Below are 18519 nucleotides of genomic sequence, written 5' to 3' on the forward strand. Positions count from 1 at the left end.
GGCCCGCCGCGGTGCGGATGCTGCTCGACCGCTTCGGGGTGTGGGAGCTCTGCGGCGACGCGCCCGAAAAGCGTGCGAATTTGCAGCTCTTCCTCGACTTCGCGGACGACTTCTGCGACCCCGCCCTGCCGCCCGCGCGGCAGCTCTCCGCCCTGCTTGAGCTTTCCGCCCTCTCGTCGAGCGAGCTCGACCGGATGAGCCGTTCCGCCAACAAGGTCGCGGTCATCACCGCCCACCAGTCCAAGGGATGCGAATTCGACTACGTCTTCCTGCCCGTCTTACAGGAGGGGGTCTTCCCCACCTACCAGGCGGCCCGGTCGGGCGAGCTGGAGGAGGAGAAGCGGGTCTTCTACGTCTCGATTACCCGCGCGAAGAAAAAGCTCTTCCTCACCTGGTCGCGCTGCGGGATGAATAACTTCCCCTCAAAGCCCAGCCGCTTCCTCGAGATGCTGGGGTAAGAGATTCAGAGGATGTCAAGGGGGCCGCTTCCCAGCCGGGAAGCGGCCCCCCTTTTCCGATGTTCCTTTTTCTCTAGTAAAAAGGAGTTTCGGGTTTCAGGGGGCTTTCCAAAGCCCCCTGGGGAAGACAGGCGAAAGCTTTTATTGGCCGAGCGGCAGGCGCACGGTGACCGAGGTGCCCGCGCCGGGCGCGGACTCGAGCGAGATTGAGCCGCCGTGGCGCTCGACGATGTGCTTGACGATCGAAAGCCCCAGCCCGGTGCCGCCCGTCTGCTTGGAGCGGGACTTGTCGACGCGGTAGAACCGCTCGAAGATGCGCGCCTGGTGCTCGCGCGGGATGCCGATGCCGGTGTCGGCCACCGTGACGGCGGCCCATTCCCCCTCGCGGCGCACCGTCAGGTCGACGCGGCCGCCCGGGCGGTTGTATTTGACGGCGTTGTCCGCGAGGTTGCAGACGAGCTCGTCGAGCATCTGCCGGCTGCCCTGCACCGTGACGACGTCGCCCGAGACGGCGACCGTCACCTGCTTCTGCTCCGCGGGGAAGCGCAGCGCCTCCGCCGCCCCCTCGCAGAGGGCGCGCAGCTCGACCGGCTCGGCCTCGACGCCGCCCGACTGCTCGATGCGGGAGAGACGGATGATGTCGTCGGTCAGCGCGATCAGCCTGCGGGCCTCGCTGTAGATCCGCCCGGCGAACCGCTTGACGTCCTCCTCCCCGGAGGCCATGCCGTTCTGGAGCATCTCGGCGAAGCCGGAAATCGAGGTGAGCGGGGTTTTGAGCTCGTGGGAGACGTTGGCGGTGAACTCGCGGCGCACCTGCTCCGCCCGCTGCTGCTCGGTGACGTCAAGCAGCAGGACGATGGCGCCCGCGACCTCTCCGCCGTCCTCCCGCACGGGGCTGGCGAAGGCGTGGCACGCACGCCCGTCGCGGTCGAGGATCACGTCGGCGCCCTCGCCGCCGATCGCACATTCGATGCACGCCCCCAGTTCGGCGTCGCGGGAGACGACGAGGACGTTCTTCCCCTCGTATTCCCCCGCCGGGCTGCCCAGCAGGGAGAGCGCCGCCGCGTTGACCGAGAGGACCTCCTTTTCCCGGCCGAGCAGGAGAAGCCCCTCCTTCATGTTGGAGGTGATCGTTTTGATCGTGTCGCGCTCGGCGCGCAGCCGCTCCATCTGCTCGCCGATCAGGCGGTTCTTTTCGCGCAGCTTCCGGTAGAAGGGCTCGAGCTCCTCATAGCCGCGCAGGCTGTCGGTGTTTTCGAGGTCCTCCGCCAGCGCCTCGACCGGGCGCACCAGCCGCCGCGTCAGGCGGGAGGCCAGCAGCATGCTCAGCAGCAGGGTGACGAGCACGATGCCCGCCATGAGCGGGGCCACCCCCGCGAAGACCGCGCCGATGCTGCGGGTCTGCTTGGAGACGCGCAGGACGTTGCCATCGGGCAGGGCCGCCGCGTAGTAGCAGGTGTCGAGCCCCATCGTCTCGGAGCGCCGGATATCCTCGCCGCTGCCCACGCTGAGCGCCTCCCGCACCTCGGGGCGGTCGAGATGGTTCTCCATGCCCGCGCGGTCGTTGTCCGAATCGAAGAGCACCCCGCCCTCCGGGGTGATGAGGGTGACGCGGAAGCTGTCGTACCGGATGTCCAGGCCGGAGAGGTAATCCAGCCGGTCCTCCCCCGCGTAGGCGATCGATCGGGCGATCAGCTTGTGTTCGTCGCGCAGCTCCTGCTGCACCTGCCTCACGAGCAGCCCGTGGGCCGACCAGAGGGTCAGCGCCGCCGTGAGCAGCGCCATGCCGATCGCCGCGGCGCACAGGCTCCAATATACGTTCCGTTTCATCTTGCTCTCCTTTTGGCGCCGTGCGCCTACTCCCCGATCTTGTAGCCCACGCCCCGCACCGTGCGGATGATTTCCCCGCAGGCGCCCAGCTTGTGGCGGAGCGATTTGATGTGCATGTCGACGGTGCGGCTCTCCCCCTCGTAATCAAAGCCCCACACCCGCTCCATGATCTTTTCGCGGGTGAGCACGAGGCCCTGGTTTTTGAGCAGGAAGGCGAGCAGCTCGAACTCCTTGTAGGTGAGGGCGACCTGCCCGCCGGCGGCCGTGACGGCGCGCCTGCCCGGATCGAGGGAAACGCCCCCGTAGCAGAGCGGCGCGGGCTCCTCGCCGGAGCCCGTCCGGCGCAGCACCGCGCGCACGCGGGAGAGCAGCTCCATGACCCCGAACGGCTTGGTGACATAGTCGTCCGCACCCGCGTCGAGTCCCTTCACCTTGTCGTATTCGGTGGCGCGCGCGGTCAGCATGATGACGGGAACGTCCGCCGTGCGCACCGATTCCTTCATGCGGCGCAGGATGGCAAGCCCGTCGTCCCCCGGCAGCATGATGTCGAGCAGCACGAGGGAGGGCGCGGACGCGCCGCACGCCTCCCAGAACGCGTCGGCGCGTTCGAACCCGCGGGCCTCGTAGCCGCCGCTCGCCAGCGCGTAGAGCACCAGCTCGCGGATGCTTTCGTCGTCCTCCACCAGATAGACCTTCGCGGCCATTCAAGTTCCCTCCGTTTCCGGGTCAGATGACCCGCTCGTTGCCGTGCTCGCCGGTGATCGAAAAGACCACCCACTCGGCGATGTTGGTCGCGTGGTCGCCGATCCGCTCGAAATATTTGGCCACCATGATCAAATCGATCGCCTGCTCCCCGTTCGCGCCGTCCTCCCGGATGAGCCGGACGAGGTCGTCGCGCACCTGGTTGAAGAGGTCGTCGACGATGTCGTCGCAGGCGACGACCGCGCGTGCCCGGTCGAGGTCGCGCGCCACGAACGCGTCGACCGCCCCCGTGACCATGCGCACGGTCGCCCACGCCATCTGCGGGATGTGCTCGAGCGAGCCGGCGTAGCCGTCGTTGATGAGGCGGATCGCGATCTCGGAGATGTCCTCCGCCTGGTCGCCGATCCGCTCCATGTCGGTGATCATCTTGAGCGCGGTGGAGATCATCCGCAGGTCGGCCGCGACCGGCTGCTGCTGGAGCAGCAGCCGCAGGCAGCGGCGCTCGATCTGCTTTTCCTTCTCGTCCACCTGCGCGCCGTGCACGATCGCCTGCCTGGCGAGCGCGGGGTCCTTTTCGAGCAGGGCGCGGGAGGCGTCGTTGATCGCCCGCTCGATGAGCGCGCCCATCTCGATCAGCTCGTTGTTGAGCTCGGAGAGCTCCTGGTCAAACCGGTTCCTCATCTATCCGAACCTCCCCGTGATATAGTCCTCGGTGCGTTTGTCCTTCGGCATCGAGAAGAGGTCCTCCGTCGCGCCGAACTCGACCACCTCGCCCAGCAGGAAAAACGCCGTCTCGTCCGAGATGCGGGTGGCCTGCTGCATGTTGTGGGTGACGATGATGATCGTGTAATTCTTTTTCAATTCTAACACAAGATCCTCGATCTTGGAAGTGGAGATCGGGTCGAGGGCGCTGGTGGGTTCGTCCATCAGCAGCACCTCCGGCTCGACCGCAAGCGCGCGGGCGATGCACAGCCGCTGCTGCTGCCCGCCCGAAAGCCCGAGCGCAGGCTTTTTCAGCCGGTCCCTGACCTCCTCCCAGATTGCCGCGTCCCGCAGGGATTTCTCCACGATCTCGTCGAGCCGCGCGCGGGAGCGGATGCCGTGGGTGCGCGGGCCGTAGGCGATGTTGTCGTAGACGCTCATCGGGAAGGGGTTGGGCTTCTGGAAGACCATCCCCACCCGCCTGCGCAGCAGGTTCACGTCCATGCCGCCGTAGATGTCCTCCCCGTCGAGCAGCACCCGCCCGGTGATGCGGCAGCCCTCCACGAGGTCGTTCATCCGGTTGAGGGATTTGAGCAGGGTCGACTTTCCGCAGCCCGACGGGCCGATGAACGCGGTAATCGCCCGCTCCCCGAGCGCGAGGTTCACGCCTTTGAGCGCCTTGAAGTCGCCGTAGTAGAGGTCGAGGTTTTCAATCGAAAATTTGTCCTTCATCCTGTTCCCTAACCTTTCGTAAGCCGCCTGGCGATCACCGCCGAGAGGGCGTTGATGAGCAGCACCGTGACCAACAGCACGACCGCCGTGGCGTACGCCTCGTTGGTGTGGAGCGCCTCGCTCGAAAGCACGTACATGTGGATGGCGAGCGTCCGTCCCGACATGAAGAGGGCGTCGCGGCCGCTGGGAATCTGCGCGACGGTGCCCGCCGTGTAGATCAGCGCCGCCGTCTCGCCGACGATCCGCCCGATGGCCAGGATGACCCCGGCCAGAATTCCCGGCACCGCCGAGGGCAGCACGATCTTGAAGACGGTGCGCAGCCTGCCCGCGCCCAGCCCGAAGCTCGCCTCGCGGAAGGAGTCGGGCACCGACTTGAGCGCCTCCTCGGTGGTGCGCATGATGAGCGGCAGGATCATGATCGCCAGCGTGCAGGCGCCCGAGATGAGCGAAAAGCTCCAGTGCAGCGCGGTGACGAAAAAGAGCATGCCGAACAGCCCGTAGACGATCGAGGGGATGCCGCTGAGCGTCTCGGAGGTGATCCGCACCAGCCCCACGAGCCGGTTGCCCCGGCGCGCGTATTCGACGAGGTAGATCGCCGTAAAGATGCCCAGCGGCGCGGCGATGAGCAGCGAAAGCAGGGTCATCATGACCGTCGTGACGATCGCCGGGAAGAGGGAGACGTTGACCGAATTGTACTCCATCTCAAAGAGGGAGGGCGTGATGTAGGGGATTCCCTTGACGAGGATGTGCAGGATAATGAACAGGAGGGTGCCCGCCGTCAGCGCCGCCGCCAGGACGACGAGCAGGAAGAGCGCCAGCGAAAGCGGCTGCCGGAGATAGGCCCTGATCCGCTGCCGGAAGCCCACGCGGTTGATGGCGGGGAGGCTTTTGGCGTTTTGCATCAGTCCATCCTCCTTTTGAGCAGCGAAAAGCTGAGGTTGATGAGCAGGATAAAGACGAAGAGCACCACGCCCGTTGCGATGAGCGCCTCCCGGTGGAGCCCCGAGGCGTAGCCCATCTCCATGACGATGTTGGCCGTCAGCGTGCGCACCCCCTTGAAGATGCCGGAGGGCATGCGCGGCTGGTTGCCGGCGACCATGATGACCGCCATCGTCTCACCGATGGCGCGGCCGATGCCGAGCACCACCCCCGCGAGGATGCCGCTTTTGGCGGCGGGCAGCACCGCGAAGAAGACGGCGCGCTCATGGGTCGCGCCGAGGGCGAGCGCGCCCTCGTAGTAGCTGTCGGGCACGGCGCGCAGCGCCGATTCCGACACGCCGATGATGGTGGGCAGGATCATGATTCCCAGCAGGATCGACGCGGCGAAGATGCTGCTGCCGTTGACCGCGCCGAGCTTCCGGAAGTGCTCGCGGACAAAGGGCACGATGACCACCATGCCGAAGAAGCCGTAGACGATCGAGGGGATGCCCGCCATCAATTCGACGGCGGGCTTGAGCACCCGGTAGGCGGGACGGGGGCAGAACCGCGCGAGAAAGACGGCGGCCAGGATCCCGACCGGCACGCCGAGGAGGATCGCGCCGCCCGTCACGTAGACGCTCCCGAGGATCATCGGGAAGATACCGAAGGAGGCCGGCACGTCCTGCGGCGCCCATTTGCGCCCGAGGAGGAATTCCCCCGCGCCGATCTCCCCGATCGCGGGAATGCCGCCCATAAAGAGGAAGACGCAGATCACGGCCACCGCCACGATCGACGCGAGCGCGCAGACCAGAAAGAGGAGCTCCATTCCCTTTTCCTTGATTTTATTGGACATCGGCTATTTCTCCTTTGCAGCCCGCGCGGGGCGGGGCGGTTGTTGCGGAGGGCGGCCGGGCGGCGCAGCCGCCCGGCCCCTGGCATGGGAAAGGGGCGGATGTTGATCCGCCCTTTTCCGGAGGAAAGAAATGAAAGGAAGAAAGCTGTTTATCGGAAGCGGGGGCCGGCTCAGCCGGCCACCGCGCTCCACTCGGTAACCGCGCCGGTGAAGACGTCCTTGACCTGCGCGCTGGTGAGTTCCTCGACCGGGTTGCCGGGGGCGACCACGACCGCGATGCCGTCGTTGGCGATGACGGTCGGGGTGAGGACCGCCTTCTCCTCGTCCTTGAGCTCGCGGGAGGCCATGCCGATGTCGCAGGTGCCGTCCATCGCGGCGGTCATGCCGGAGGTGGAATCGCTCGTCTGCATCTCAATCGTGGCGGCGGGGTTCAGCGCGGTGTAGGCCTCTTTGAGCTTCTCCATGACCGGGGAGACGGAGGAGGAGCCGGCCACGACGAGCTTGCCCTCGGGCTTGCTGCCCGCGTAGGGGGCGGCGGCGGCGGCGACCTTGATGTAGCCGTTGTCTTCAACGATCTGCTGGCCCTCGGCGCTCATGATGAAGTCCATGAAGTCCTTGGCAAGGCCGCCCGCCTCGCCCTTGACGGCGATGTTGAAGGGGCGCGAGACCTTGTAGACGCCGGACGCGACGTTCTCGGCGGACGCTTCGGCGCCGTCGATCTTCACCGCCTTGACGGTGTCGTTGAGGGAGCCCAGCGAGATGTAGCCGATCGCGTAGGGGTCGCTGGCGACGGTCGTCATGACCACGTTGGTCTGGTTGGCGATCGTGGCCTCCTCGGTGGTGCGGTCGACCTTGGTGCCGTCCTCGCCCTTCTCCTCGATGCCGAAGAGCTCGATGAACGCGCCGCGCGTGCCGGAGCCGGGTTCACGGGAGATGACCGAGATCGGGTTGGAGGCGTCGAAGCCGGAGGCGGGCGCCTCGGAGGGCGCGGCTTCGGGAGCCGGGGCCTCGGAAGCGGGAGCGGCCGCGCTCGGGGCGGGTTCGTCGGTGGGGGCGGAGGAGCAGCCCGCCATCGCGGAGAGCATCATCAGGGAGGCAAGCGCTATCGCAAGAATCTTTTTCATTTTTTTCACCTTTCTTTACTGGTTGTTCCTTTCCTGAGGTACGCGATAAGAATACCTTCCCTGTGTAAAATCACAAGCCGCGCTGTGTAAAATCCGCGTAAAATGATGTGCAGACTGTCGAAAAAACCCGCTTTACATTTGACGGACCCGACAGGCTTCATTTTTACGCAACAATTTGGACAGACAATTCCCCGATAAATGTTAAAAAATCTTCAAACGGGTTTCACATCTGCCCGTTATACTGAAGCCACTCCAAAACGAAAGGCGGGATGCCATCGGGACGCAGTCCAAATCTGTTTTCCAAATCCTGATCTTTTCTTTCTTCTCCTCATACACACTGTCAGCCTGCCGGGCGGCCGGAATACCGGCCCGGCGGGCGGGACAGACCAACGCCGCCTGCGCCTTGCGCAGTTTCAGATAGATGGAAAAAGGGGAACGGCCCGCGGGCCGTTCCCCTTTTTTGGAGTGCTCAGTAGTTTTCCGCCTTGACCTGGAACCACGCCTGCGGCTTTTCGCAGACGGGGCATTTGGGCGGGGGCGTGGCGCCCTCGTAGACGTGCCCGCAGTTGAGGCAGATCCAGGTGACGCTCTGCGGCTTCTGGAACACCGTGTTGCCGTCCACGTTGCCCTTGAGGTGCCGGAACCGCTGCATGTGCTCCTCTTCGATCTTCGCCACCAGCTCGAACAGCGTCGCGATCCGGTCGAAGCCCTCCTCGCGCGCCTCCTTCGCGAAGGTCGGGTACATCGTCTCGTACTCGTACTGCTCGCCCTCCGCCGCCGCCTGTAAATTGTCGGTCGTCGGCTGCATGCCGTTGTGCAGGAGCTTGAACCAGATCTCCGCGTGCTCCTTCTCATTGTTCGCCGTCTCGAGGAAGAGGTCCCCGATCTGCTGGAACCCGTCCTCCTTCGCCTTCGCTCCAAAGAAGGTGTATTTGTTGCGCGCCTGGCTTTCGCCCGCGAAGGCCGCCAGCAGGTTGGCCTCGGTTTTGGAACCCTTTAAAATTTTCTGCTGCATGGTCAAATCTCCTTTGCCAAAATTCTATCCATAGAATTCCCATGCAAAATCCGTTTCATACGGGAGATGCGAAAAATTCAGCGAAAGAGCCTTCTTTCTTTTCGATTGCAAAAGAAAGCCGCAAAGAAAATGCTCCCGAAACGGGGCCCGGGTCCGGACCCCCGCCCACGCAAAGGCCCGGCGTCCCTTCCGGAACGCCGGGCCTTTGCTCACCCGCGGCTTTTTGAAAAAAGCCGGCAAAAATATTCCTTTTTCCCTCACGGGACGCGGACATGGCGATGACGCGCGTCCCGCCTGAATCAAACGTTTTTCCCGAGCGCCTCCACCGCGTCGGCGGCGGGATCCATCCAGTCGCCCTCGAAGAGCTCGACGACGCCCTTGTCGCAGACGGACGCCAGCCCGGGGTTGAGCGGCAGCTTGGCGAGCACGGGCAGCCCGTAGCGGGCCGCGATCCCGTCGACATGGCTTTCGCCGAAGATGTCGATCCGCCTGCCGCAGTCGGGACACTCGACATAGCTCATGTTCTCGACGATGCCCAGGATGGGGATGTTCATGAGCCGGGCCATCTTGACCGCTTTTTCGACGACCATTTCGACCAGCTCCTGCGGGGAGGCCACCACGACGATCCCGTCGAGCGGAATCGACTGGAAGACGGTCAGCGGCACGTCGCCCGTTCCGGGCGGCATGTCGACGAAGAGAAAGTCGACGTCGTTCCAGATCACGTCGGTCCAGAACTGCTTGACCACCCCCGCGATCACCGGGCCCCGCCACACGACCGGGTCGCTCTCGTTCTCGAGCAGCAGGTTGATCGAGATCACGTCGATGCCCGTCTTGGTGCGCACCGGCAGGATCGCCTCGCCCATGCCCGACGCCTTTTCATGCAGGCCGAACGCCTTGGGGATCGACGGGCCGGTCACGTCGGCGTCCATGACGCCGGTGTGGTAGCCGCGCCGGTTGAGCAGCACCGCAAGCATCGAGGTGACAAGGGATTTCCCCACGCCGCCCTTGCCGCTGACCACGCCCACCACCTTGCGGACGCTGCTCAGCTCGTGGGGCTTCTCGAGGAAATCCTCCGGCTTCATCTGCCGTTCGGCGCAGTTTTCGCCGCACGACTCACAGTTGTGTGTACATTCGCTCATGCAATCAGAACTCCTTTACAGGGTTAATATCATAGCTAACAGTATATTGCGGGCGGGCGGGTTTGTCAACGTCCTCCACCAAATCGGTAGAATTAAAAAATCCGCGAAAATGTGCTATAATAAACAGTAAAGCGGGCAAACCCGGCCGGGTCATATGTGCAGCGCCCTTTGGGGGCACTCCTCCACGCACCGGAGGCACAGGATGCATTCCGTGCCGTTTGCCCGCCCGCGGGAATTGTCCACCATGTCCACCTCCATCGGGCAGACCTTCCCGCATCTGCCGCAGGAGACGCACCGGCTGGTATCATTCTTGACCCGCAGCAGGGAAAAATAACTCGCGGGCTTCAAAAAAACCGTAACCGGGCAGACATATTTGCAGAACGCCCGGTTGTCCCGGCAGCCAAACGCCAGCGCGACGCCCGCCGCGTAGTAGAGGAGATTGCCGGCGAGAAAGCTCCAAAACAGAATCCTGTCCATGCCGGCGGCGCCCAGCAGAAAGAGGCTTCCCACAAAGGCGAGGGAGGCGGCGAACACGAGGTACCGGACAAAGCCGAGCTTTTTGCGGGGACCCCGGGGGACCCGGAAGGGCAGAAGGTCCAGGACCATCGCCGTCCAGCAGGCGTACCCGCACCAGCCCCGCCCGAACAGGAGCGGCCCGAAGATTTTCGCGACCGCGTAGTGGATGACCGCCGCCTCGAACACGCCGGAAAAAAGGCCGTACCAAAACCCCTCGATCTGCATGTTTTCCCCCCGGATGACGCCGAGGTAAAGCAGCATGTAGAGGCCCACGGCGAACTGGACCAGGCGGCGGGCGTGTTTGTAACGCCGGCCGTAGAAAAACACGCCGAGCGCGAGGCAGGTGCCTATGTAGCTGAAATTGAGCAGGTAGAACCGGTTTGAGAGCGTGAGCCAGAGGGCCACCGCGACCGCCTCGAACAGCAGCCATAGCAGCACGGGAATCCATATTTTTTTCACGGTCATTTCTCCGTTCCAGCAAACTGTTTTCTATGCCGTCCGTTTCAGTTTACCGCAAAGCCGCGGGGATTTCCAGCATTAAATTGAACCAGCGCCGGGAGGGAATTTTATGGACCGGGTGATTTTACACTGCGACTGCAACGCCTTTTACGCCTCGGTGGAGACGCTCCTGCGCCCCGAGCTGGAAAAGGTTCCGATGGCGGTGTGCGGCGATCCGGAGAGCCGCCACGGCATCATCCTGGCCAAAAACGAGCGTGCCAAAAAGTTCGGCGTTGCCACCGCCGAGACGATCTGGCAGGCAAAGCGGAAATGTCCCGGCCTCGTCCTCGTCCCGCCCCACCGGGGGGAATACGTCAGGTATTCCCGGCTGGTCAACGAGATCTACCAGCGGTACACCGACCAGGTCGAGCCGTTCGGCATCGACGAGTCGTGGCTCGACGTGACGGGCAGCCAAAACCTCTTCGGGACCGGTCCGGAGATCGCCGACGAAATCCGCCGGACGGTCCGGGAGGAGCTGGGGCTCACCGTGTCGGTGGGGGTCAGCTTCAACAAGGTGTTCGCCAAGCTCGGCAGCGACTACAAAAAGCCCGACGCCACCACCGTCATCTCCCGCGAAAACTTCCGCCGGATCGTCTGGCCGCTGCCGGTGGGCGCGCTGCTCTACGTGGGGAAGGCCGCGCAGGAAACGCTCGCGCAGCTCCAGGTGCGCACCGTCGGCCAGCTCGCCGCCTCCGACCGCGCGCTCGTCGCAAAGCGGCTGGGCAAGATGGGCGAGATGATCCACGACTACGCCAACGGGCTCGACGAAAGCCCCGTGCGCGCGGCGGACGACACGCGGGAGATCAAATCGGTCGGCAACGGCATGACCTACCGCCGCAACCTCGTGGGGCTGGAGGACATCCGCCTCGCGGTCCTGACCCTCAGCGATTCGGTGTCCGCCCGGATGCGGCGGCACGGGGTCAAATGCCGGACGGTGCAGGTGCTCATCCGCGACCCCGGCTTCAAATCGATCTCCCGCCAGCGCGCGCTGCCCGCCCCGACCCATCTGGGCAGGGAGATCGCCGAGGCGGCGCTCGCGATCATCCGCGACGCGTGGGACCTGCGCGCGCCCATCCGCATGATCACGATCACCGGCGCGAACCTCACCGACGCCGGCGGCGCGGGGGAGCAGCTCTCCCTCTTCGCGCCGCCCGACGACAAAAGCCGGGAGAAGCGAGAGCGCCTCGAGGCCGCGATGGACGGCATCCGCGAGAAGTTCGGGCAGGACGCGATCGGCCCCGCCGGGGTGCTCGGCAACGACATCGGCATCGGCGGGGCGGGCTGGAACAAGGACGAGTGAAGCCCCCTTTCCGTAAGAATGCCGTAAGAATCTTTTGCGGCTTCGTTCACAATTCCGCCATGTTTTGTGGACGCGCGGTGCTATAATGAAATTGGGAAATCGCGGGAGCGGGCAGGAAAACGCCCGGTTTTGCGCACTGTTTCCGTGAAACCCGCACAGACGGCAAATTCGCCCTAGAAAGGGGACTGTCATATGAAAAAGACCGCATTGCTGCTGGCGCTGCTGCTGGCCCTGTCCGGCTGCCAGCCCGCCGCGCCCGTCGAGGCGCAGAACAGCGGGGGAACGCCCTCCGCCGGAGAGACTTCCTCCCCGGCGTCAAGCCCGGAGGAGAACCCGCAGGAGGACCCCGCCCCGCAGGCGGACGCCTCCCATGTCGACGCGCCTGAACCGGACGAGCCCCCCCAGACGACGGTCGGCGCGATTGAGCTGCCCGCCGAACCGGCCTCCTCCGACGCGGGCTATTCGGTCGACCTGCTCACCCCCGCGCAGTACGATCTCTATTATCCGTTCAACCGGGGCGGCTACCGGCAGTTCCAGACCGCCGACTTTTTCGCGCTGGGGCAGGGCGGCAAATACGCCGTCGCCAATCTGAACGGCAGGCTGCTGACCGTCGTGGAATACGACCTCGGCGTCGAGGGCTGGAATTCGGTCGACGGCATGGTGCCTCTGGGGAAGGACGGCAGGATGGGCGCGATCGACGCGGCCGACGGCGCCGTGCTCGTACCGTTTGAATACGACAGCGTCTGGTGCGTGGGCGGCAGCGACGGCAGCGGCCTCTACCAGGTGCAGAAGGGCGACGCCATCGAGATTGTCGACCGCGGCGGCACCGTCCGCTTCACGATGGAGCGCGGGGACGACTTCGCGGCGCTCAAAAAACGGTTCGTGCTCTATAAGGACGGCATGCTGCGCTTCTACAACCAGCAGTATTCCCCCATCGCCAACTTCGCCTGCGGCGGCATGGAGGTCGTCTCCAGCCCCCGCACCAACGAGGGGGGCCGCGACCTGATCGCCTTCGATTATGAGGGCGCGTGGGGCCTCGCGGACAGCGACGGCAAGTTCCTGACCGACCCGGTCTACGACGAGATCGGCTATTTTGTAGGCTCCTACGCGGTGGTCACCCAGAACGGCAAACGCGGCGTCATCAACGACCGCGGCAAGGTGGTCGTCAAGCCCGAGTGGGACGACATCACCCTCTACAGGAACAGCGCGAGCGTCTGCAAGGACAACCGCTGGGGCGTCATCACCGACATCGACAGCGGCGAGCCCGCCGTCAAGCCCTCCTACGACTATATCATGGGCTTCGGGGATTACGGCTACGCCTGCTTCGAGCGGGGCGGCAAGTTCGGCATCATGGACAAGGAGGGCAACGAGATCGTCCCCGCGCGGTACGACGGCACCCTCTCGACCTCCCGCTCGCTCGACAAGGGCTACTATATCCTCGAAAGCGGCGACGGCCCCTTCAACAGCGGCATCGTCGACGGCCGGGGCCGCGTCATCATCCCGACCGACCACTACGTCCAGCCGGGTACGGACGGGGAAAAGCTCAACCTCGTCATGACCCCCTCGGGCAAGTGGGGCTTTGCCAACGACCGCGGCCAGTTCGTCATCGACGCGCAGTTTGAAAACGCCTCCCCCTTCATCAGCGGCAAAAACGTCGCCTTTGTCCAGAAGGACGGCAAAATCTGCCTGGTCAACCGCAAGGGCGAGCTGGTGCTCAAAACCGTCTTCAGCGACCTCATCGGCTATAACCCCGATACGATGGTCTGCGCCATGGAGTATACCGCCGCGGACGGCACCGTCAAGGGCTGCCTCGTCAAGGTGAACCTCCCCGCCTAGGGGAACTTTTGAAAAAGTTCCCCTGGGAACCCCTCAAAACCTTTGGTTCAGGCCGACCGCCGGCCGCATTCGCAGGCGCGTCCCGTGCGGCGAAGCCCACCTCCGCATGAAGCGAAAAGGAACGGGACGCCCGCCGGGCGTCCCGTTCCTTTTCCAAATAATGCATTGAACCCACGAAGGATTTATGGGATAATAACCGCAGAGCGGTTATTATCCCGGATGATGGAAAGGGGCGTGCTTATGAACGAGGGAAGCGGACGGGTGAGCGATCTGCGCTATTTGCAGCTGCTTGCCCGGCAATATCCGAACACGCGGGCGGCAAGCAGCGAGATCATCAATCTCCAGGCGATCCTCAACCTGCCCAAGGGCACCGAGCATTTCATGTCCGACCTGCACGGAGAGTACGAGGCGTTTTTACATATCCTCAACAGCGCGTCGGGGGCGGTGCGGGAAAAGTGCGACATCCTCTTTGAAAACACGATGACGCGGGAGGAGCGCGCCCGTCTGGCCACACTGGTCTACTATCCCGAGGAGAAGCTGCGGGAGATCCACGAGACGGTCAACGACATCGGGGAGTGGTATAAGCTCACCCTTCACCGGCTGATCGAAATCTGCCGCCTCGTCACCTCCAAATACACCCGCTCCAAGGTGCGCAAAGCGCTGCCCGCGGACTACGCCTACATCATCGACGAGCTGCTCAACACCAACTACGAGGTGCACAACAAAAAGGACTACTACGAAAACATCCTCTCGACGATTATCCACCTCGGACGCGCGGAGGATTTCATCATCGCGGTGTCCGGGGTCATCAAGACGCTGATCGTCGACCACCTGCACATCGTGGGGGACATCTTTGACCGGGGCCCCCGCGCCGACATCATCCTCGACTCCCTCATGGCGCACCATTCGGTGGATATCCAGTGGGGCAACCACGACGCGCTCTGGATGGGCGCGGCCACCGGCAGCCGCACCTGCATCGCGACGGTGCTCAACAACTCGATCACCTACAACAACCTCGAGGTGATCGAGACGGGCTACGGCATCAGCCTGCGCCCGCTGGCGCTCTTCGCCAACGAGGTCTACCGCGACGTGGACGTCTCGCGCTTTTTGCCAAAGGGACCGGTCGACGCGGCCACCTTCGACGCCAAGGATGCCGCACTCGCCGCGCGAATGCACAAGGCGATCGCGGTCATCCTCTTCAAGCTCGAGGGGCAGATCATCCTGCGCAACCCGGAGTTCGGCATGGACGACCGGCTGCTGCTCGACAAGATCGACTACGCGAACCGCACCGTGCGGATTGGGGGCGCCGACTACCCGCTGCGGGACACCGACTTCCCCACCGTCGACCGCGCGAACCCCTACGCCCTCTCCCCCGAGGAGGAACGGGTCATGGCCCAGCTCAAAGCGGCCTTCCTCAGCAGCGAAAAGCTCCAGCGGCACGCGCGCTTCCTCTACACCAAGGGCGGGCTCTACAAGTGCTACAACGGCAACCTGCTCTATCACGGCTGCATTCCCATGAACGACGACAGCTCCTTCATGGAGTTTTCCATCGGCTGCGAAAAGCTCGCGGGCCGGGCCTTTTTCGATCATGCGGAGGCGCTGGCCCGGCAGGGCTACTACGCCCCCGAGGGCTCGCCCGAAAAGCAGTCGGGCAAGGACTTTTTGTGGTTCCTCTGGTGCGGGCGCAACTCCCCCCTCTTCGGGCGGGACCACATCGCCACCTTTGAGCGCGCGCTCGTCCCCGACGAGTCCACGTGGGTGGAACGCAAAAATCCCTATTACTCCTACTACAACGACGCGGACGTCTGCATCCGCATCCTGCGGGAGTTCGGCCTGGAGGGCCCGCACTGCCATATCGTGAACGGCCATGTGCCGGTCAAATCGAAGGACGGGGAAAATCCCATCAAGGCGGGCGGGCGGCTGATCGTCATCGACGGCGGCTTCTGCCGCGCCTACCAGCCGACCACCGGCATCGCCGGCTACACCCTGATCTACAACTCCTGGGGCATCCGCATCGCCTCCCACGAGCCCTTCTCCGGGCGGGAAAACGCCATCCGCAACAACAAGGACATCGTCTCCACCTCGGTGGTGTTCGAGCGGATGGAGTCCCGCATTAAGATCGCCGAAACCGACATCGGCGAGGAGCTGCGCCGCAACATCGAGGACCTCAAATGGCTGCTCATCGCCTTTAAAACAGGTGAGATCAAAGAGAGAAATTCCTATTGATTTTAAAAGGCCGCCCTTTTGGGCGGCCTTCCTTTTTGAGATTTGCCGCCCAGCGGCTAGAAGGCTTGCCGGTGGTCGACCGGCGGCGGTCCTTAGGCTTACCGCTCAGTGAGCAGTGCAGTTGCCGGGTCCCGCCCCGGCAGGCGGGTCCATTTCTTGCGCGCCCAAGAAATGGACGAAAGAAAGGCGCTCAAGGGGACTTCCGCCAGTCCCCTTGAGAATCCCCTGGGAGTACCTTGCCATAACCCGAAGACTGCCGCCACTCCCCACGGGTACACTAGCTGAGGGCTCAATTCAGGTTGCGGACGCTCCCAACCACTTTAAATTGTCACGCGCGCCTTGTCAAGAGAGCCTACCGCTTTATCAAGCTCGTCCAAGAGCATGGCATACAGGTCCCGATAGTCTTCATCAGCGGGACGTTCAATACAAATAAAGCTTTCCTCCGCCTTCCGTATGGCATCCGTCAAGTGGTCGATCTCTGCCAGCAAAACACAAAATAATTTGTAATAGCGCTCCCGATACGTCATATATTTCCCTCCGAAATGATTAATTTTTACATTTGCTGTAATTTTATCTGTATTACAGATAAAAGTCAATATCTGAAATCCAGATATCGCATAATAAATGCGGTGATGGATATGGTGTTTTACAACTTGAGGGCGCTTCGTATCGATAATGATATCACACAGCAGACGTTAGCCAACGTGCTTGGCATTGCACAAAACACTTACTCCCAGTATGAAACGGGAAAAATCGACTTCACCGATGAAATGCTGCTGAAGCTCGCCAAATATTATCATACCAGCGTGGATTATCTGATGGATTTAACCGATGAGAAAAACCCTTATCCTCCGTCGACGCGACACAAACGATAAGCGGCCGCCTTCTGGCGGCCGCTTTTGTCTTTCTGCAAGTTATGCGTCTCTCCCCGGCCGCACCTCTGATACGGCGCCTGAGGCCCTCGAGCAGACGCATTGCGCCTGCCCCATATTCGAGGCTGGCTGCTTCCACGCGGAGGGGGGATTCTCAAGGGGGGCGAGCTTTGCGCCCTGCCTTCTTCAAGTGAGCCCCCCTTGAGCGCCCTTCTTCCGTCGACTTCTTGGGCGCGCAAGAAGTCGACCCGCCCGCCGGGGCGGGACCCGGCAACTACACCGCTCGATGAGCGGCGCCCCCTACAAATCCATTGCCAGATCGCGCGCGGCCTCCAGCCATTCGCTCTTGGCGGCGTCTCCGATTTCGCCCAGGCCGGGCGCCACGATGACGCCGCGGTCCTCCCAGCCGAGATAGTCGGCCATGACCTCGTAGTTCGCGACGGCGGGCTCAAAATCGTCCTCCTCTTCGGAGGCGCCGCAGAGGATGAGCGCGCTCTCCTTATCCGCGAACGCCCGGCGCTTGTCGTCGCCGTGGCAGAGCGGGTAAAACCGGTCGATGACGGCCTTGAGCTGGGAGGGCAGTCCAAAATAGTAGATCGGCGCGGCAAAGACGATCATGTCCGCCACATTGAGCTTGGGGTAGAGCTTCTGCATGTCGTCCTGCTGGACGCAGGGCAGGCCGTCCTTTTTCCAGCAGCGCTCACACGCCAGGCAGCCCGCGATCTTCATGCCGCCGACCCGCAGCACCTCCACCTCATGCCCCTTTTCCCGCGCTGCGGCGGCGAACGTCTCCGCGAGGACCTGGCTGTTGCCCTTTGGACGCGGGCTCCCCACCAGGACCAGGATGTTCTTTTTCATGCCACATTCCTCCGTCCGGTCAAAATGCGATGATGACGCCGCCCTCGTTGGCATACATTGTACTGATGCCGCGGGTGGGGGCGACGACGATCTCCTTGAAGTTGTAGCGGCGGGCGGCCTCCGCGCGGATAAAATGCGCCTGCCGCTCGTTGTTGCAGTGGGTGATGACAAGGGTGCGGTCGGAGAAATTGCTCCGCCGCTCGCCGATGATGTCGACCAGCCTTGTGAAGGCGCGCACCGAACCGCGCGCCTTTTCGTAGAGCTTGATTTCCCCGGCGTCCCCCATCATGATCGGGCGCAGCGACATCGCGGACGCGACATAGCCGGTCAGCCTGCCCATGCGGCCCGCCTTGATCAGGGTGTCCAGGTTCTCCACGATAAAATAGGTCTTCATCCCGTGGATAAACGAGGTGACCTCGCGGACGATCCCGTCAAACGACATTCCCGCCTCGGCGCACTCCTTGATCCGGAGGCCGACGGCGATCTCCCCCGCGGACGCGGAGAGGGAATCGAAGACGTGCACGCGGTGGCCCGGATGCTCCGACTCGACCATCTCTTTCGCGACCATCGCGCTGTTGTAGGAGCCGCTCAGCTTGGAGGAAAGGGTGACCGCGAAGACCTCCTTCGCCTCGAGAAAGAGCCTCGCCCACACGTCGGGCGCGGGGCAGGCGGATTTCGGGATGTGGCGGCTCTGCTTCATGGCCGCGAGAAAGTGCGGGATATCCATCGAATCGTCGTCGATATAGCTCACATCGTCGAGCAGGATGGTCAGCGGAGCCGTTTTAGCGCCCAGCGGCCCGGTAAGCGCGGGAACCAGCTCGCAGCAGCTGTCGGCAACCAGTTTGTATTCCATCGTTTCAGTTCCTTTCCTGCGCGGCCCCAAACGCCCTCCGCCGCAATCCAAAACGGCGGCGCCGTTTTGCGGCCGCCCGGCGGCCGG

Annotated in this window: 18 protein-coding genes; 5 read left to right on the forward strand and 13 right to left on the reverse strand. The window is 63.5% G+C overall.

All coding sequences use genetic code 11. The annotated features are described in order from the left end of the window. The coding region (locus tag RDM88_RS06500) for a 3'-5' exonuclease (protein WP_308754059.1) at positions 1-458 on the forward strand (458 nt) is incomplete at its 5' end. A 141-nt stretch (positions 459-599) separates the two neighbouring features. Here RDM88_RS06500 and RDM88_RS06505 read toward each other — a convergent pair. From RDM88_RS06505 to RDM88_RS06550, 10 genes are all read right to left on the reverse strand, one after another. Next, the gene (locus tag RDM88_RS06505) at positions 600-2288 is read right to left on the reverse strand and encodes an ATP-binding protein (protein ID WP_308754060.1); all 1689 of its coding nucleotides are present in this window, start codon (positions 2286-2288) and stop codon (positions 600-602) included. Between the two features lie 26 nt (positions 2289-2314). Continuing rightward, the gene (locus RDM88_RS06510) at positions 2315-2992 is read right to left on the reverse strand and encodes a response regulator transcription factor (protein ID WP_308754061.1); all 678 of its coding nucleotides are present in this window, start codon (positions 2990-2992) and stop codon (positions 2315-2317) included. Positions 2993-3014: 22 nt separating this feature from the next. Beyond that, a complete protein-coding gene (gene phoU / locus RDM88_RS06515) occupies positions 3015-3671 on the reverse strand; it encodes a phosphate signaling complex protein PhoU (protein WP_308754062.1) in 657 nt (218 codons plus the stop codon). After that, complete coding sequence (pstB, locus tag RDM88_RS06520; RefSeq protein WP_308754063.1) at positions 3672-4424, reverse strand: phosphate ABC transporter ATP-binding protein PstB; 753 nt, start codon at positions 4422-4424, stop codon at positions 3672-3674. A gap of 8 nt (positions 4425-4432) precedes the next feature. Then, on the reverse strand, positions 4433-5326 hold the full coding sequence (gene pstA / locus RDM88_RS06525; protein ID WP_308754064.1) for a phosphate ABC transporter permease PstA: 894 nt from the start codon (positions 5324-5326) through the stop codon (positions 4433-4435). Beyond that, the gene (gene pstC, locus RDM88_RS06530) at positions 5326-6195 is read right to left on the reverse strand and encodes a phosphate ABC transporter permease subunit PstC (RefSeq protein WP_308754065.1); all 870 of its coding nucleotides are present in this window, start codon (positions 6193-6195) and stop codon (positions 5326-5328) included. Before pstC ends, pstA begins: the two co-directional genes overlap by 1 nt. A gap of 170 nt (positions 6196-6365) precedes the next feature. Then, positions 6366-7319 carry a substrate-binding domain-containing protein gene (locus RDM88_RS06535; protein ID WP_308754066.1) on the reverse strand — a complete coding sequence of 318 codons (954 nt, stop codon included), beginning with the start codon at positions 7317-7319 and terminating at the stop codon, positions 6366-6368. Positions 7320-7788: 469 nt separating this feature from the next. Further along, positions 7789-8334, reverse strand: coding sequence for a rubrerythrin (rbr, locus tag RDM88_RS06540; protein WP_308754067.1), 546 nt, complete (start codon positions 8332-8334; stop codon positions 7789-7791). A gap of 299 nt (positions 8335-8633) precedes the next feature. After that, on the reverse strand, positions 8634-9473 hold the full coding sequence (locus tag RDM88_RS06545; RefSeq protein WP_308754068.1) for an Mrp/NBP35 family ATP-binding protein: 840 nt from the start codon (positions 9471-9473) through the stop codon (positions 8634-8636). Between the two features lie 150 nt (positions 9474-9623). Continuing rightward, complete coding sequence (locus RDM88_RS06550; RefSeq protein WP_308754069.1) at positions 9624-10454, reverse strand: 4Fe-4S dicluster domain-containing protein; 831 nt, start codon at positions 10452-10454, stop codon at positions 9624-9626. A 103-nt stretch (positions 10455-10557) separates the two neighbouring features. On the opposite strand from RDM88_RS06550, the gene dinB reads away from it, so the two are divergent. The 3 genes from dinB (at position 10558) to RDM88_RS06565 (ending at position 15849) form a co-directional block, all read left to right on the forward strand. After that, positions 10558-11787, forward strand: a complete 1230-nt coding sequence (gene dinB / locus RDM88_RS06555) for a DNA polymerase IV (protein ID WP_308754070.1) — start codon at positions 10558-10560, stop codon at positions 11785-11787. A gap of 192 nt (positions 11788-11979) precedes the next feature. After that, on the forward strand, positions 11980-13623 hold the full coding sequence (locus tag RDM88_RS06560) for a WG repeat-containing protein (protein WP_308754071.1): 1644 nt from the start codon (positions 11980-11982) through the stop codon (positions 13621-13623). 240 nt (positions 13624-13863) lie between these two features. Then, positions 13864-15849, forward strand: coding sequence for a fructose-1,6-bisphosphatase (locus RDM88_RS06565; protein ID WP_308754072.1), 1986 nt, complete (start codon positions 13864-13866; stop codon positions 15847-15849). 320 nt (positions 15850-16169) lie between these two features. Here the strand turns inward: RDM88_RS06565 and RDM88_RS06570 are convergent, their stop codons facing one another. After that, positions 16170-16376: a hypothetical protein gene (locus RDM88_RS06570; protein ID WP_308754073.1), complete on the reverse strand. Its 207-nt coding sequence runs from the start codon at positions 16374-16376 to the stop codon at positions 16170-16172. Between the two features lie 111 nt (positions 16377-16487). On the opposite strand from RDM88_RS06570, the gene RDM88_RS06575 reads away from it, so the two are divergent. Next, positions 16488-16724, forward strand: a complete 237-nt coding sequence (locus RDM88_RS06575; protein ID WP_308754074.1) for a helix-turn-helix transcriptional regulator — start codon at positions 16488-16490, stop codon at positions 16722-16724. Positions 16725-17021: 297 nt separating this feature from the next. Here the strand turns inward: RDM88_RS06575 and RDM88_RS06580 are convergent, their stop codons facing one another. Beyond that, the gene (locus RDM88_RS06580; RefSeq protein ID WP_308754075.1) at positions 17022-17579 is read right to left on the reverse strand and encodes a flavodoxin family protein; all 558 of its coding nucleotides are present in this window, start codon (positions 17577-17579) and stop codon (positions 17022-17024) included. A gap of 19 nt (positions 17580-17598) precedes the next feature. Beyond that, on the reverse strand, positions 17599-18432 hold the full coding sequence (locus RDM88_RS06585) for a DegV family protein (protein WP_308754076.1): 834 nt from the start codon (positions 18430-18432) through the stop codon (positions 17599-17601). Between the last annotated feature and the right edge of the window lie 87 nt (positions 18433-18519).

The sequence above is a fragment of the uncultured Anaerotruncus sp. genome, assembly GCF_902490045.1.
Classification (GTDB): domain Bacteria; phylum Bacillota; class Clostridia; order Oscillospirales; family Ruminococcaceae; genus Anaerotruncus.

Coding starts and splice junctions, on each gene's coding strand:
- RDM88_RS06505 (WP_308754060.1), bottom strand. CDS start 2,288: ATGAAACGGAACGTATATTGGAGCCTGTGCGCCGCGGCGATCGGCATG.
- RDM88_RS06510 (WP_308754061.1), bottom strand. CDS start 2,992: ATGGCCGCGAAGGTCTATCTGGTGGAGGACGACGAAAGCATCCGCGAG.
- phoU (WP_308754062.1), bottom strand. CDS start 3,671: ATGAGGAACCGGTTTGACCAGGAGCTCTCCGAGCTCAACAACGAGCTG.
- pstB (WP_308754063.1), bottom strand. CDS start 4,424: ATGAAGGACAAATTTTCGATTGAAAACCTCGACCTCTACTACGGCGAC.
- pstA (WP_308754064.1), bottom strand. CDS start 5,326: ATGCAAAACGCCAAAAGCCTCCCCGCCATCAACCGCGTGGGCTTCCGG.
- pstC (WP_308754065.1), bottom strand. CDS start 6,195: ATGTCCAATAAAATCAAGGAAAAGGGAATGGAGCTCCTCTTTCTGGTC.
- RDM88_RS06535 (WP_308754066.1), bottom strand. CDS start 7,319: ATGAAAAAGATTCTTGCGATAGCGCTTGCCTCCCTGATGATGCTCTCC.
- rbr (WP_308754067.1), bottom strand. CDS start 8,334: ATGCAGCAGAAAATTTTAAAGGGTTCCAAAACCGAGGCCAACCTGCTG.
- RDM88_RS06545 (WP_308754068.1), bottom strand. CDS start 9,473: ATGAGCGAATGTACACACAACTGTGAGTCGTGCGGCGAAAACTGCGCC.
- RDM88_RS06550 (WP_308754069.1), bottom strand. CDS start 10,454: ATGACCGTGAAAAAAATATGGATTCCCGTGCTGCTATGGCTGCTGTTC.
- dinB (WP_308754070.1), top strand. CDS start 10,558: ATGGACCGGGTGATTTTACACTGCGACTGCAACGCCTTTTACGCCTCG.
- RDM88_RS06560 (WP_308754071.1), top strand. CDS start 11,980: ATGAAAAAGACCGCATTGCTGCTGGCGCTGCTGCTGGCCCTGTCCGGC.
- RDM88_RS06565 (WP_308754072.1), top strand. CDS start 13,864: ATGAACGAGGGAAGCGGACGGGTGAGCGATCTGCGCTATTTGCAGCTG.
- RDM88_RS06570 (WP_308754073.1), bottom strand. CDS start 16,376: ATGACGTATCGGGAGCGCTATTACAAATTATTTTGTGTTTTGCTGGCA.
- RDM88_RS06575 (WP_308754074.1), top strand. CDS start 16,488: ATGGTGTTTTACAACTTGAGGGCGCTTCGTATCGATAATGATATCACA.
- RDM88_RS06580 (WP_308754075.1), bottom strand. CDS start 17,579: ATGAAAAAGAACATCCTGGTCCTGGTGGGGAGCCCGCGTCCAAAGGGC.
- RDM88_RS06585 (WP_308754076.1), bottom strand. CDS start 18,432: ATGGAATACAAACTGGTTGCCGACAGCTGCTGCGAGCTGGTTCCCGCG.